This is a genomic window from Pseudomonas sp. HMWF032, assembly GCF_003060885.1.
Taxonomy (GTDB): Bacteria; Pseudomonadota; Gammaproteobacteria; order Pseudomonadales; family Pseudomonadaceae; genus Aquipseudomonas.
In genome coordinates this window covers 900,673-915,071 of the sequence record NZ_QAIG01000005.1, presented here as the reverse complement: position 1 = coordinate 915,071, position 14,399 = coordinate 900,673, and the positions used below count along the sequence as shown (strand labels likewise).

General features: G+C 60.4%; 8 protein-coding genes. All 8 read left to right on the top strand.

The window, feature by feature from the left end; all coding sequences use genetic code 11:
- The first annotated feature begins 214 nt into the window (after positions 1-214).
- The 8 genes from DBR00_RS07055 to DBR00_RS07020 all read left to right on the top strand — a co-directional run bounded on the left by DBR00_RS07055 (position 215) and on the right by DBR00_RS07020 (position 14,225).
- A complete protein-coding gene (locus DBR00_RS07055; protein WP_108486259.1) occupies positions 215-2,278 on the top strand; it encodes a bifunctional diguanylate cyclase/phosphodiesterase in 2,064 nt (687 codons plus the stop codon).
- Between the two features lie 353 nt (positions 2,279-2,631).
- Positions 2,632-3,966 (top strand): imelysin family protein, encoded by a 1,335-nt coding sequence (locus tag DBR00_RS07050; protein ID WP_108486258.1) that lies wholly within the window; start codon positions 2,632-2,634, stop codon positions 3,964-3,966.
- A gap of 384 nt (positions 3,967-4,350) precedes the next feature.
- Positions 4,351-5,766 (top strand): di-heme oxidoredictase family protein, encoded by a 1,416-nt coding sequence (locus DBR00_RS07045; RefSeq protein WP_108486257.1) that lies wholly within the window; start codon positions 4,351-4,353, stop codon positions 5,764-5,766.
- 10 nt (positions 5,767-5,776) lie between these two features.
- Positions 5,777-6,838: an imelysin family protein gene (locus DBR00_RS07040; protein ID WP_108486256.1), complete on the top strand. Its 1,062-nt coding sequence runs from the start codon at positions 5,777-5,779 to the stop codon at positions 6,836-6,838.
- A 9-nt stretch (positions 6,839-6,847) separates the two neighbouring features.
- On the top strand, positions 6,848-7,957 hold the full coding sequence (locus tag DBR00_RS07035; RefSeq protein ID WP_108538050.1) for a DUF1513 domain-containing protein: 1,110 nt from the start codon (positions 6,848-6,850) through the stop codon (positions 7,955-7,957).
- Between the two features lie 230 nt (positions 7,958-8,187).
- Positions 8,188-9,813, top strand: coding sequence for a methyl-accepting chemotaxis protein (locus tag DBR00_RS07030; protein ID WP_108488495.1), 1,626 nt, complete (start codon positions 8,188-8,190; stop codon positions 9,811-9,813).
- 200 nt (positions 9,814-10,013) lie between these two features.
- A complete protein-coding gene (locus tag DBR00_RS07025; RefSeq protein ID WP_108488494.1) occupies positions 10,014-11,144 on the top strand; it encodes an efflux RND transporter periplasmic adaptor subunit in 1,131 nt (376 codons plus the stop codon).
- Between the two features lie 27 nt (positions 11,145-11,171).
- On the top strand, positions 11,172-14,225 hold the full coding sequence (locus DBR00_RS07020; protein ID WP_108488493.1) for a multidrug efflux RND transporter permease subunit: 3,054 nt from the start codon (positions 11,172-11,174) through the stop codon (positions 14,223-14,225).
- Positions 14,226-14,399: the final 174 nt, after the last annotated feature.

Below are 14,399 nucleotides of genomic sequence, written 5' to 3'. Positions count from 1 at the left end.
CTCATGCCAAGAAAAAACGAGTAGCTGGCAAGCCGCAGCAGCACAGCGCATGCACCGAGACAGTGCAACTTACTCTTATGTCCGCTAGCATCCGCGCCATCACGACACAAAAGTTTGTTCGACAAACTTTGATAATGGCCCTTTGACTGCAAGCGCGACTTTGCCAATACTCACTAGCGTCTGACGCCAAAGGCCTCTAACAAGGAACCGTCACTTGAAGCTGGAACTCAAAAACAGCTTGTCACTTAAGTTGCTTCGTGTGGTGCTGCTCTCTGCACTCATCGTCGGCGTGGTCTTGAGTTGTGCGCAGATCGTTTTCGACGTGTACAAGACACGTCAGGCCGTCGCAAACGACGCGCACCGCATCCTCGGCATGTTCCGTGATCCTTCCACCCAGGCGGTCTACAGTCTCGACCGGGAAATGGGTATGCAAGTCATCGAAGGTCTGTTCCAGCACGAGTCAGTGCGCATGGCCGCCATCGGCCACCCCAATGAGCCAATGCTGGCGGAGAAGGCCCGCGAACAGGTTGATATCCCCACCCGCTGGTTGACCGATCCGATCCTCGGCAAGGAACAGAATTTCACCACCCAGCTGGTCGGCCGCGGCCCCTACAGCGAGTACTACGGCGACCTCAGCATCACTCTCGACACAGCCCCCTACGGCGAGAGCTTTGTCACCAACTCGATCATCATCTTTATTTCTGGCGTGCTGCGCGCCCTCGCCATGGGTTTGGTGCTGTATCTGGTCTACCACTGGCTGCTGACCAAGCCGCTGTCGAAGATCATCGAGCACCTGACCAATATCAACCCGGATCGCCCCAGCGAACACAAGCTGCCCATGCTCAAGGGCAACGAAAAGAACGAGCTGGGCTTGTGGATCAATACCGCCAACCAGCTGCTCTCCTCCATCGAACGCAACACCAACCTGCGCCGCGAAGCGGAAAACAGCCTGCTGCGCATGGCTCAGTATGATTTCCTCACCGGTCTGCCGAACCGTCAGCAGCTGCAGCAACAACTCGACCAGATTCTTGAAGATGCTGGCCGCCTGCAGCGCCGCGTCGCCGTGCTTTGCGTCGGCCTGGATGACTTTAAGGGCATCAACGAACAATTCAGCTACCAGACCGGCGACCAGCTGCTGCTGGCACTGTCCGACCGCCTGCGCAGCCACAGTGGCCGCCTTGGTGCGCTGGCACGTTTGGGGGGTGACCAATTCGCGCTGGTGCAGGCAGATATCGAACAGCCTTACGAAGCCGCCGAACTGGCGCAGAGCGTACTCGACGACCTCGATAACCCGTTTATGCTCGACCAGCAGCAAGTTCGCCTGCGCGCGACCATCGGCATTACGCTGTTCCCGGAAGACGGTGACAGCACCGAAAAACTGCTGCAGAAAGCCGAACAGACCATGACCCTGGCCAAGAGTCGTTCACGCAACCGCTACCAGTTCTACATCGCCAGCGTCGACAGCGAAATGCGCCGCCGTCGCGAACTGGAAAAAGACCTGCGTGACGCCCTGGCCTTGAATCAACTGCACCTGGTCTACCAACCGCAGGTCGACTACCGCGACCACAGCGTGGTCGGCGTCGAAGCGCTGCTGCGCTGGCAGCATCCGCAGCATGGTTTTGTGCCGCCGGATCTGTTTATCCCGCTTGCCGAACAAAATGGCACCATCATCCCGATTGGCGAATGGATTCTCGACCAGACCTGCCGCCAACTGCGCGAGTGGCATGACCAGGGCTTCACCGAGCTGCGTATGGCAGTCAACCTCTCCACTGTGCAACTGCACCACGCAGAGCTGCCACGGGTCGTGAACAACCTGATGCAGGTCTACCGATTGCCACTGCGCAGCCTTGAGCTGGAAGTTACCGAAACCGGCCTGATGGAAGACATCAACACCGCCGCCCAGCACCTGCTCAGCTTGCGCCGCTCCGGCGCGCTGATCGCGATTGATGACTTCGGCACTGGCTATTCTTCACTGAGTTACCTGAAGAGCCTGCCCCTGGACAAGATCAAGATCGACAAAAGTTTCGTACAAGACCTCCTGGATGATGAGGACGATGCCACCATCGTGCGCGCCATCATTCAATTGGGCAAAAGCCTGGGCATGCAAGTCATCGCCGAAGGTGTCGAAACTGTTGAGCAAGAGGCTTATATCATGGCTCAAGGTTGCAACGAGGGTCAGGGATATCTGTACAGCAAGCCATTGCCTGCACGGGAATTAACAGCCTATCTGAAGCAGGCACGACGCCTGAACAACACTGCCAATCCGGCGACGCTCTGACGCTCATTCACACGGACAAGCCCGCCCTTCTGGCGGGCTTTTTTCTAACCGTAAAAAGACCGAAGCTCACTGAGCGCACCCGCCTCGCGAAACTTGGGCAGCACGTTGTTTTGCCACAACTCACGTTTGAATCGTGACCACACCCCTCTCAGGTCGGGCGTACCAGCGACTGAATGGAACATGACGCCCTGCAGCATTCAGCTGGCACCCAGGACAAAAGATAAGGATCGCCAGCAATCCAAATGAAAAAAACGTAACGATCCTTTGCGCAAAATGAAAATCTTTCGCATTATGCTTCAGTTTTTGCACTCGCCCACATGGGTGCTCCACTCTCACTTGCAAAGGATTTCGCCATGCTTCGTATGCCCCTGGCCTCTGCCAGCCTGCTCGCCATCGCTATCTCTCTCGCCGGTTGTGGCGAAGACAAGGCGCCTGCTAATCAAGCGGCCGCTCCAGCAGCCAGCAGCAACAGTGCTCCGGCAGCCGCCAGCAGCAAGGTCGACGAAGCAGCCGCCAAGGCAGTTGTCAGCCATTACGCAGACTTGGCACTGGCCGTATTCAGCGATGCCGCCAGCACCGGTAAAACCCTGCAAGCAGCCGTAGACACCTTGCTCGCCAATCCGAACGCCGACACGCTGAAAGCCGCCCGCGAAGCCTGGCTGGCCGCTCGTGTGCCTTATATGCAAACTGAAGTATTCCGCTTCGGCAACGCCGTAGTCGATGACTGGGAAGGCCAGTTGAACGCCTGGCCGTTGGACGAAGGCCTGATCGACTACGTCGCCAAGGATTACCAGCACGCCCTCGGCAACCCGGGCGCCAGCGCCAACATCATTGCCAACAAAGAGCTTCAGGTCGGCGAAGACAAGATTGATGTCAGCACCATCACCCCGGAGCTGCTGGCCAGCCTGAATGAGTTGGGCGGCTCCGAAGCCAACGTCGCCACCGGCTACCACGCCATCGAATTCCTGCTGTGGGGCCAGGATCTGAATGGCAGCGGCCCAGGTGCCGGTGAGCGCCCAGCCAGCGATTTCGTCGTGGGTGAAGGCGCCACTGGCGGCAACAACGAGCGCCGCCGCGCCTTTATCAAAGCCGCCGCCGACCTGCTGGTCAGCGACCTCGATGCCATGGTTGTGCAATGGCAGGCCGGCAAGACTGACAACTACCGCGCCACACTGGAAGCCGACACAGCTGAAAATGGCCTGCGCAAGATGCTGTTCGGCATGGGCAGCCTGTCCCTCGGCGAACTGGCCGGCGAGCGCATGAAGGTCGCACTGGAAGCCAACTCCACCGAAGACGAGCACGACTGCTTCAGCGACAACACCCACAACTCGCACTTCTACAACGGCAAAGGTATTCGCAACGTCTACCTGGGCGAATACAAGAAAGTCGACGGCACCACCCTGACCGGCCCAAGCCTTTCGTCGCTGGTGGCCAAGGTTGATGCCGCTGCTGACAGCACCCTGAAAGCCGACCTCGAAGCCACCGAAGGCAAGCTGCAGGCTCTGGTCGACAGCGCGAACAACGGCAAGCACTTCGATCAGCTGATCGCCGCCGACAATACCGAAGGCCAACAGATCGTTCGTGATGCCATCGCCGCACTGGTCAAGCAGACTGGCGCCATCGAGCAGGCCGCTGGCAAGCTGGGTATCAGTGATCTCAATCCGGATACCGCTGACCACAGCTTCTAACCGCTTAGGGCTTGCTGCGCGTCGGCGATACTGCGTTGAAAACAGCCTCGGCAAGCTGCTTGCGGCTAACGCGTTTTAGCGCGGCCCGAAGGGCGAGTGAAACAAGTAATGCTCGTAAACTCTGCTTGATTCACTACGCCCACCCTTCGGGCCAGCCTACGGCTGTTGCTAACGTAGCGCCTTGTCTCGCTCCAGCTCGCGAAGTCCGAAGATTGGTAGCGCATAAGAAGCCGCGACGCCTTAACCGGAGTTGCGGTTTTTTTATGGCATGCAGTTTTTTATACCCTGCGACCTTTGGCCACCAGCGATAATGCAAATCCGTCTTATTTAAAACGGGATGGACTGTTAAGATCAGCCGCCTGTTTTTTGCTGCGGATCTCTTCCATGCATGCGCCGCACCGCGTTGCGCTCTTACTGGCCCTGAGTCTTGGCCTGACTGGCTGCGACAATGGCCCTCAATTCACCGAAGCCGAACCCGGTGAAGCCCTGTCTGCGGGCAGCACCACCGTGCGCCAGTCCGACCAAAATGCCTTTTCCCTGCCCTCCGCCAATCTGACGCCTTCACGCCGTCTGGACTTCAGCGTCGGCAACAGCTTCTTCCGCAACCCATGGGTCACCGCACCGGCCACTACCACCGCGCGTGACGGTCTCGGCCCGCTGTTCAATACCAACGCCTGCCAGAACTGCCATATCAAGGACGGTCGCGGCCACCCACCGACGTCTGATGCGATCAGCTCGGTGTCGATGCTGGTACGCCTGTCAATTCCAGCCGGCAGCGAACATGCCGAGATTATCCAGCGCCTTGGCGTACTGGCCGAACCCACCTACGGTGGCCAGTTGCAGGACATGGCCAACCCCGGTGTTCCCCCCGAGGGCAAGGTGCGCGTCAGTTACAGCACGCAGCAGGTCAGTTTTGCCGACGGCACCCGAATTGAGCTGCGTAAGCCCAACCTGGAAATCAGCCAGCTCGGTTATGGCGCTCTGCATCCCGATACGCTGTTTTCGGCACGCATCGCTCCGCCGATGATTGGTCTGGGTCTGCTCGAAGCCATTCCCGAAGCGGCCATCCTGGCCAATGCCGACCCCGAAGACAGTGATAACGATGGCATCTCAGGGCGCGCCAACCAGGTCTGGGACCGCGAGAAACAACGCACGGTGCTGGGTCGTTTTGGCTGGAAAGCCGGACAACCAACCCTCAACCAACAGAACGCCGAGGCCTTTGCCAACGACATGGGCCTGACCAGCAGCCTGGTCAGCCAGGACAACTGCACTGCGGCACAACCCGACTGCCGCAGCGCACCTCATGGCGGCGAGCCGGAAGTCAGCGACAACATTCTTGCCAGCGTGCTGTTCTACACCCGCAACCTCGGTGTACCGGCACGTCGTGGCGCGGATACACCGCAGGTGCTGACTGGTAAGACCCTGTTCCACCAGGCAGGCTGCCAGGGCTGTCATACCCCGCAATTCACCACCGCCAGTGACGCCGCCGAGCCGGAGCTGGCCAATCAGCTGATTCGCCCCTACAGCGACTTGCTGCTGCATGACATGGGCGAAGGCTTGGCTGACAACCGCCCGGAGTTTCTCGCCAGCGGCCGCGAATGGCGCACCCCACCACTCTGGGGCATCGGCCTGACAGAAACAGTTAACGGCCACACCCTGTTCCTGCATGACGGCCGCGCGCGCAACCTGCTGGAAGCCATCCTCTGGCACGGTGGCGAGGCCGAGGCGGCCAAGCAGCAGGTCATCACTTTCAATGCCGACGAGCGCAACGCGCTGTTGGCTTTTCTGAATTCATTGTAAGGAGCCGCAGATGATCCGCTCACCCCTCACGCTCGCCCTGCTTAGCCTTACGCTTACCGCCTGCAGCCCAAGCGATCCGCAGCAGCAGGTCAGCCGTGCACTCACCGATGGCGTGTTGCTGCCGATTTACAGCGCCTGGAGCGAAGCCGACCGCCAGCTGGCAGCTAGCGGCCAGGCCTTCTGCGCCGGCCAACAGAACCTCGCCGAAGCCCGTCAGGCCTTTGCCAGCGCGCAAAGCGCCTGGGCCGCCGTGCAACCGGTTGCCTTCGGTCCGCTGGCGGAAGGCAACCGCGCCTGGCAGATCCAGTTCTGGCCGGACAAGAAGAACCTGGTGGCACGTCAGGTTGAGGCGCTGGTCAACAGCAAACCCGAGCTGACCCCAGCCGATCTGGATAAATCCAGCGTCGTGGTACAAGGCCTCACCGCCTATGAATACCTGCTGTTCGATCCGGCAATTGATCTGAACGTCGCCGAGCAGAAAACCCGCTACTGCCCGCTGATCGTTGCCATCGGCCAGCACCAGCAAGTCCTCGCCGCCGATGTGCTAAGCCAGTGGCAAGCCAAAGACGGTATGGCCGCGCTGCTCAGGGACTTCCCCAATGCGCGCTACGCCGAAGCCCCGGAAGCGGTGGCCGAGCTGCTGCGCACCCAGGTTAGCGCCATCGACGGGCTGAAGAAGAAACTCGGCACGCCACTCGGCCGCCAGAGCAAAGGTCAGCCGCAGCCCTATCAGGCCGAAGCCTGGCGCAGCAAGGCCAGTCTGGCCAACCTCGCTGCCAGTCTGGCCAGCGCCGAACGCATCTGGCTGGGTGCCGAGCAGGATGGCATCCAGGCGCTGCTCGGCAGTGATCAGGGCGCACTGAAACAACGCATCAACGACGCCTACAGCGACACCCGTCAACGCCTGGCCGCCGCCCAACGGCCGCTCGGCGAACTGCTTAGCGACGACGCCGGCCGCGCCGAGGTCAACGCCCTGTATGACAGCCTGAATGTGCTGCATCGCCTGCATGAATCCGAGCTGGCGAAGACTCTGGGCATCCAGCTGGGCTTTAACGCCCATGACGGTGACTGAACCATGCAGATCAATCGCCGCACCTTTCTCGGCTTGAGCATCGCGGCTGTTGCCGCCACGGCAGCGGCCGCCGGCACTTACGGCGGCTGGACGCTGATGCACAGTGGCGCGCAGCCGTTATTGCTGTCGGCACGCAACGACAGCGCCGGCAAACACTTCGCAGTGGGTTACCGGCTCGATGGCAGCCCGGTATTTGCCACCCAGGTCAACGAGCGCTGCCACGATGTTATCGGCCATCCGTTTCTGCCAATGGCGCTGTTTGTCGGTCGCCGCCCGAGCACCCAGAGCTACCTGATCGACACTCGCGATGGCCGCCTGCTGCAGACCATCCACTCACCCAAGCAGCGGCACTTCTACGGCCATGCGGTGTTCCACAAGGACGGCGAATGGCTGTACGCCACCGAGAACGACACCTCCGATCCCGGTCGCGGCCTACTTGGCGTCTATCGCCTGCAAGGTGAACAGTTGCTGCGCAGCAGCGAACTGTCGACCCACGGCATCGGCCCGCACCAGCTGCTCTGGCTGCCAGACGGTGAAACGCTGGTCGTGGCCAACGGCGGCATCCGCACCGAAGCCGACAGCCGGGTGGAAATGAACCTCGACGCCATGGAGTCCAGCCTGGTGCTGCTGCGCCGCGACGGCAGCCTGATCAGCAAGGAACAGCTGCCAGAACGGATGAACAGCGTGCGCCATATGGCCGTGGCCAGCGATGGCACGATTGTCAGCGGCCAGCAATATATGGGCGCAACCAGCGATGTGGTGCCGCTGCTGGCGATCAAACGCCCCGGCCAGCCCTTCCAGCACTTCCCGGTGGCCAATGCGCAGCGTCAGCAGATGAACCAGTACACCGCCAGCGTAGCGATCCACAGCGAACTGCGCCTGCTGGCGCTGACCGCGCCACGCGGTAATCGGGTGTTTATCTGGGACCTGGACAGCGCCGAGTTGCGCCTGGATGCGCCACTGGCCGACTGCGCCGGAGTAGGCGCAGTAGCCGACGGTTTTGTGGTCAGCAGCGGCGTCGGCCGTTGCCGCCTGTACGACTGCCGCGGCGCTCAGATCAGCAGCCAGCCGCTACAACTCCCTGCAGGACTATGGGACAACCACCTGCGCCTGGCCTGACACAACAGCATGAGGAGCACGCTCGCACGAGGTGGCGGGTCATGCGGCCTGTCCCGAATCTGTAACACACCTGCGGCAGGTTAAAGAATGCCTCTGCAGAGCCGATCTATACTCCTGTCAGGCCGTACGTGAAATACTGCGGCACAGCCGATACCAGTTGAGAAGGACTTCGCAGTAGGACGCGCTCGCGTCACTGGCATTTCGTATTCCACAGTCGGGGGTATCCACCCATGTTTCTGCAGAAATCCTTGCGCGCGCAAATCCTCGCCCTGCTCAGCGGCAGCCTGGCGCTGATTCTGGTCACGGCACTGGCCTGTTTCAGCTTCCTCTCCAGCGGCATGCAGGCCTATCGTGGCCTGCTTGATGGCCCATTGGAGGCGTCGACGCTGATTGATTCAACCAACCTGAACTTCAAGACCCAGGTACAGGAGTGGAAAAACGTCCTGCTGCGTGGCAGCGACAAAGCCCAACTGGACAAATACTGGGGCCAGTTCGAAGCACAGGAGCGCAAGGTTCAGGACTTACTGGGAAAATTGAGCGAGCTGGCCGGTGCCGACCGCGCGCTGAAAACCAAGGTCGACACCTTGCGCAGCGAACACCAGACGCTCGGCGCCAACTACCGCAAGGGTCGCGATGCCTTTGTCGCTGCTGGCGGTGACGCTGCAGTCGGTGACAAGGCGGTGTCCGGCATTGACCGCAACACAGCACAACAGTTGGAGGCCCTGTCCAACGAATTGCATAAACAAAGCCTGGAGCAAGCAAGCCAGATCAATGCCGCAGCAGACCGCACCATCACCTATGGCACCCTGCTGATGCTCGGCGCTACCGTGGTGACCGCCCTGTTCAGCTTATGGCTGGTCAACCGCAACTTAATCAACCCGATCCGCGAACTGATTGATCATATCGCCCAACTTAGCCGGGGCAACTTCGGCCAACATGTAGATGCCACACGCCAAGACGAACTGGGCAAACTCGCCGTCGCGGCCAACATCCTGCGTGACTTCCTCGCCGACACCTTTACCCGCCTGAAACGCAGCACGGCTGACCTGGATATCGCCAGTGGCGAACTCAACTCGATCGCCACCCTGATGGCCCAGGGAACACGCGAGCAATTCTCGCGTACCGACCAGGTCGCCACCGCCATGCATGAAATGTCCGCCACAGCCCAAGAAGTCGCCCGTCATGCGGTTGAAGCTGCCGGCGCCGCCGACGCGGCTGATAATGCGGCACGCCAGGGCGATATGGTGATGCAGGCCACCATCAGCACCATCACTGATATTCGCAGCGAAATCAGCAACACCTCAGACGTGATTCGCCGCCTGGAAAACGATACAGGACGAATTGGTAAGGTGCTGGAAGTCATTCGTGGCATCGCCGAGCAGACCAATCTACTGGCCCTCAATGCGGCCATCGAAGCCGCACGCGCCGGTGAACAGGGTCGAGGCTTTGCCGTGGTAGCCGACGAAGTGCGCACCCTGGCGCAGCGTACCGCCGAGTCCACCGCGGAAATCCACCAGATCATCGACACCGTACAAACCGGGGCGGTGAATGCAGTGCGCGCCATTCAAAGCGGCCAGCAGCGCAGCGAAGAAGGCGTGACCCAGGTGACCGAAGCCGGCGCCACGCTACAGCTGATCACCAACGCAGTGGAAGCGATCCGCGACATGAACCGGCAGATCGCCACCGCCGCCGAAGAACAGACCTCCGTGGCCGAAGATATTTCGCGCAACCTCACCGAGATCACCTCCATTGCCACAGCCAATCAGGAGAACGTCCAGCGCACCGAAAGCGCCGGGCGCAACCTGCATGACCTGTCAGGGCAGCTAAATGAGGTTACTCAACGCCTGAGTGCCTGACCCGCGGAGCGCACTGAAAAGCAAACAACAAAATGCCAGCACATGCTGGCATTTTGCTTAAAAAGCACTTGATCAATCAGGCAACTTTTGTACAGCAATATTTTGCAAATGCGAATCTTTGACAGGCCTCTGCGCGAGGTCTAATGTGCCCCTCTTGCCTATTCCCAGGCCCTCTTACCGCTTTGCCAAGGAACCGGAATATGTTGCTTCGCCGCATGCTGATCATGCTCGGCGCGGTACTCCTCGTGGTACTCGCCCTCGCCGCCTACAAAGGCTTTTCTATCTACCAACAAGTGCAGATGTTCTCGGCACCGCAGCCGGCCGTCAGCGTAGATGCGGCCAGCGCCGAAACGCGTCCGTGGCAGGGCCGCCTGCCGGCCATCGGTACACTCAAGGCCTTTCAGGGCGTTGACCTGACCGTGGAAGTCGGCGGCACTGTGCAACAGGTGCTGTTCCGCTCCGGTGAGCAGGTTACCCTGCAGCAGCCGCTGATCCAGATGGACAGCGATGTCGAACAGGCCAGCCTGGCCACTGCACAGGCAGAGCTGGGTCTGGCCCGCGTGGAATATGAACGCGGCCGCAGCCTGATCAGTCGGCAGAGCATCTCGAAGAGTGAGTTCGACCGACTTCAGGCCAGCCTGCAGAAAGCCAACGCCAGCGTTGCCCAGCTGCAGGCGCAACTGGCGAAGAAGCGCATCCTTGCACCCTTTGCCGGCACGATCGGCATCCGCCAGGTGGATGTTGGTGACTACCTCGCCTCCGGCACCACCATCGCCACCCTACAGGACCTGAGCAAGCTCTACGTCGACTTCTTCCTGCCGGAGCAGGCGGTGCCCCAGTTGGCCATCGGCGAGCGCGTGCGCTTCAGCGTAGCGGCTTACCCGAACGAGGTGTTCGAAGGCGAAATCGCTGCGATCAACCCCAAGGTCGAAGACACCACGCGCAACGTGCAAGTCCGCGCCATGCTGACCAACCCGGAGAGCAAACTGCTGCCGGGTATGTTCGCCAACCTGGAGGTTCTTCTGCCCGGTGAACAGGATCGGGTCGTTGTCCCGGAAACCGCCATCACCTACACCCTCTACGGTAATTCGGTGTACGTGATCGGCGAGAAGAAAGGAGAAGACGGCCAGGTGGTCAAAGATGACAAAGGCCAGGCCGAACTGACTGTCGACCGCCGCTTCGTTGAAACCGGCGAACGCCGTGAAGGCCAAGTGGTGATTCTCAAAGGCCTGCAAGCCGGTGAGCAGGTGGTATCCGCCGGCCAGCTGAAGCTGGATAACGGCGCCCATGTCAGCATCGCCAACTCGCAGGCCAAGCCAAGCGCCAATTAACCCGGCGCGGCGCAAAGGAACTTATTTATGGCTTTTACTGATCCCTTTATCCGTCGCCCGGTACTGGCGACCGTGGTCAGTCTGTTGATCATCCTGCTTGGCTTCCAGGCATTCAGCAAACTGACCATCCGCCAGTATCCGCAGATGGAAAGCGCCCTGATCACGGTGACCACGGCTTACCCCGGGGCCAATGCCGAGACCATCCAGGGTTATATCACCCAGCCGCTGCAGCAGAGTCTGGCCAGTGCCGACGGCATTGACTACATGACCTCGGAGAGCCGGCAGAACGTATCGATCATCTCGATTTATGCGCGCATCGGCGCCAACAGCGACCGCCTGTTCACCGAACTGCTGGCCAAGGCCAACGAGGTGAAGAACCAGCTGCCGCAGAACGCCGAAGACCCAGTGCTGAGCAAGGAAGCCGCTGACTCCACGGCGCTGATGTACATCAGCTTCTACAGCCAGGAGCTGAGCAACCCGCAGATCACCGATTACCTGTCGCGGGTCATCCAGCCCAAGCTGGCCACCCTGCCGGGCATGGCTGAGGCCGAAATTCTCGGCAATCAGGTGTTCGCCATGCGCCTGTGGCTCGATCCAGTAAAAATGGGTGCATACGGCGTGACCGCCGGTGACGTAAACGATGCGGTGCGCAAGTACAACTTCCTTGCCGCAGCCGGTGAAGTGAAAGGCGAGTACGTGGTCACCAGCATCAACGCCGAAACCGACCTGAAATCGGCCGAGGCGTTTGCCGCCATCCCGTTGAAGACCGTGGGCGACAGCCGCGTGCTGATCCGCGATGTGGCGCGGGTGGAAATGGGCGCGGAAAGCTACGACGCGATCAGCTCCTTCGACGGCACCCCTTCGGTGTACATCGCCATCAAGGGTACGCCGGGGGCCAACCCGCTGGATGTGATCAAGGAAGTGCGCAAGGTCATGCCAGACCTGGAAGCGCAGCTGCCGCCGAACCTGAAAGTTTCCATCGCCTATGACGCCACCCTGTTTATCCAGGCATCCATCGACGAAGTGGTGAAGACCCTCGGCGAAGCGGTGCTGATCGTCATCGTGGTGGTGTTCCTGTTCCTCGGCGCGTTCCGTTCAGTACTGATCCCGGTGATCACCATCCCGCTGTCGATGATCGGCGTGCTGTTCTTCATGCAACTGATGGGCTACTCGATCAATCTGCTGACCCTGCTGGCGATGGTGTTGGCCATCGGCCTGGTGGTGGACGACGCCATCGTTGTGGTGGAGAACATCCACCGGCATATCGAGGAAGGCAAAACGCCTTTTGATGCGGCCATTGAAGGCGCACGGGAAATCGCGGTACCGGTGATATCCATGACCATCACCCTGGCGGCCGTCTATGCGCCCATCGGTTTTCTGGAAGGCCTCACAGGCGCGTTGTTCAAGGAATTCGCCCTGACCCTGGCCGGCGCGGTGATCATCTCCGGCATCGTCGCCCTGACCCTGTCGCCGATGATGTGCGCCAAGCTGCTGCGCCATGAAGAGAATCCATCGGGCCTGGCACACAAACTCGATCAGATTTTCGACAGCCTCAAGCGCCGCTACCAGCGCGCCCTGCACAGCACGCTGGACACACGCCCAGTGGTGCTGGTGTTTGCGGTGATCGTCATGTGCCTGATCCCGGTGCTGCTCAAATTCACCAAAAGTGAACTGGCTCCCGAAGAGGATCAAGGCATCATTTTTATGATTGCCAATGCCCCACAAGCCACCAACCTCGACTACCTGAATAAGTACACCGATGAGTTCGTGACCATCTTTAAGGAGTTCCCCGAGTACTACTCCTCCTTCCAGATCAACGGCACCAGCGGTGTGCAATCGGGTATCGGCGGCTTCCTGATGACGCCGTGGGGTGAGCGCGAGCGCACGCAGATGGAAATCCTTCCCGAGGTGCAAGCGCGCCTGTCGCAAATCGCCGGCCTGCAGATTTTCGGCTTCAACCTGCCTGCACTGCCAGGCACCGGTGAAGGGTTGCCGTTCCAGTTCGTGATCAACACCCCTAACGACTACCAGTCCCTGCTGCAAGTGACCGAGCGGGTCAAGCAACGCGCCGTGGAGTCTGGCAAGTTCGCCTTCCTCGACGTCGATCTGGCCTTCGACAAGCCAGAAGTGGTCGTAGAAATCGACCGCGAGAAAGCCGCACAAATGGGCGTGTCCATGGAAGACCTCGGTCTGACCCTGGCCAGCCTGCTCGGCGAAGGTGAAATCAACCGCTTTACCATCGACGGGCGCAGCTACAAGGTGATCGCCCAGGTCGAGCGTGCTTACCGCGACAATCCGGGCTGGCTGAACAGCTACTACGTGAAGAGCGAAAGCGGTGCGATGCTGGCGCTGTCAACCCTGGTCAAGGTCAGCGACCGTGCTCGCCCGACCCAGCTAAACCAGTTCCAGCAGCTCAACTCGGCCATCATCCAGGGCGTGCCAATTGTCAGCATGGGTGAAGCGGTCGAGACGGTGACGCAGATCATGCAGGAAGAAGCGCCTGCCGGCTTTTCCTATGACTACGCCGGTGCATCGCGCCAACTGGTTCAGGAAGGCAATGCCCTATATGCCACCTTCGCCCTGGCCCTGGCCCTGATCTTCCTGGTGTTGGCGGCGCAGTTTGAGAGCTTCCGTGACCCGCTGGTGATCATGGTCACGGTACCGCTGTCGATCTGTGGAGCGCTGCTTCCACTGTTCCTCGGCCTGTCGAGCATGAACATCTACACCCAGGTGGGCCTGGTAACGCTGATTGGCCTGATCACCAAGCACGGCATTCTGATCGTCGAGTTCGCCAACCAGCTGCGGCGTGAGAAAGGCCTGTCGCGCCGTGACGCGGTCGAAGAAGCGGCGGCGATTCGTCTGCGTCCGGTGCTGATGACCACCGCGGCGATGGTCTTCGGCATGGTGCCGCTGATCCTCGCCAGTGGCGCTGGCGCAGTCAGCCGCTTCGACATCGGTCTGGTGATCGCCACCGGCATGTCGATCGGCACGCTGTTCACCCTGTTCGTGCTGCCCTGCGTGTACAGCCTGCTGGCGCAGCCTGATGCTCCCAACACAGCAGTCGCCAAGGCCCACGGATAGAACACACTGCGCACAGGGACGCACGCAACAAAAAGCCCGGCACTAAGCCGGGCTTTTTTATACCTGCCCCCCCTGTGCAGGAGTGAGAAAGATCTAGCAGGGAAAGCGCGATAAAGGCGGGATATAGCGGGACGAGGCGGGAAATATCGGGACGGCGTTTGAAAAAGTGTTGTC

What these genes read in the sequence shown, in the direction of transcription:
- DBR00_RS07050 (WP_108486258.1), top strand. Translation starts at nt 2,632, where the DNA reads ATGCTTCGTATGCCCCTGGCCTCTGCCAGCCTGCTCGCCATCGCTATC.
- DBR00_RS07045 (WP_108486257.1), top strand. Translation starts at nt 4,351, where the DNA reads ATGCATGCGCCGCACCGCGTTGCGCTCTTACTGGCCCTGAGTCTTGGC.
- DBR00_RS07020 (WP_108488493.1), top strand. Translation starts at nt 11,172, where the DNA reads ATGGCTTTTACTGATCCCTTTATCCGTCGCCCGGTACTGGCGACCGTG.
- DBR00_RS07040 (WP_108486256.1), top strand. Translation starts at nt 5,777, where the DNA reads ATGATCCGCTCACCCCTCACGCTCGCCCTGCTTAGCCTTACGCTTACC.
- DBR00_RS07025 (WP_108488494.1), top strand. Translation starts at nt 10,014, where the DNA reads ATGTTGCTTCGCCGCATGCTGATCATGCTCGGCGCGGTACTCCTCGTG.
- DBR00_RS07030 (WP_108488495.1), top strand. Translation starts at nt 8,188, where the DNA reads ATGTTTCTGCAGAAATCCTTGCGCGCGCAAATCCTCGCCCTGCTCAGC.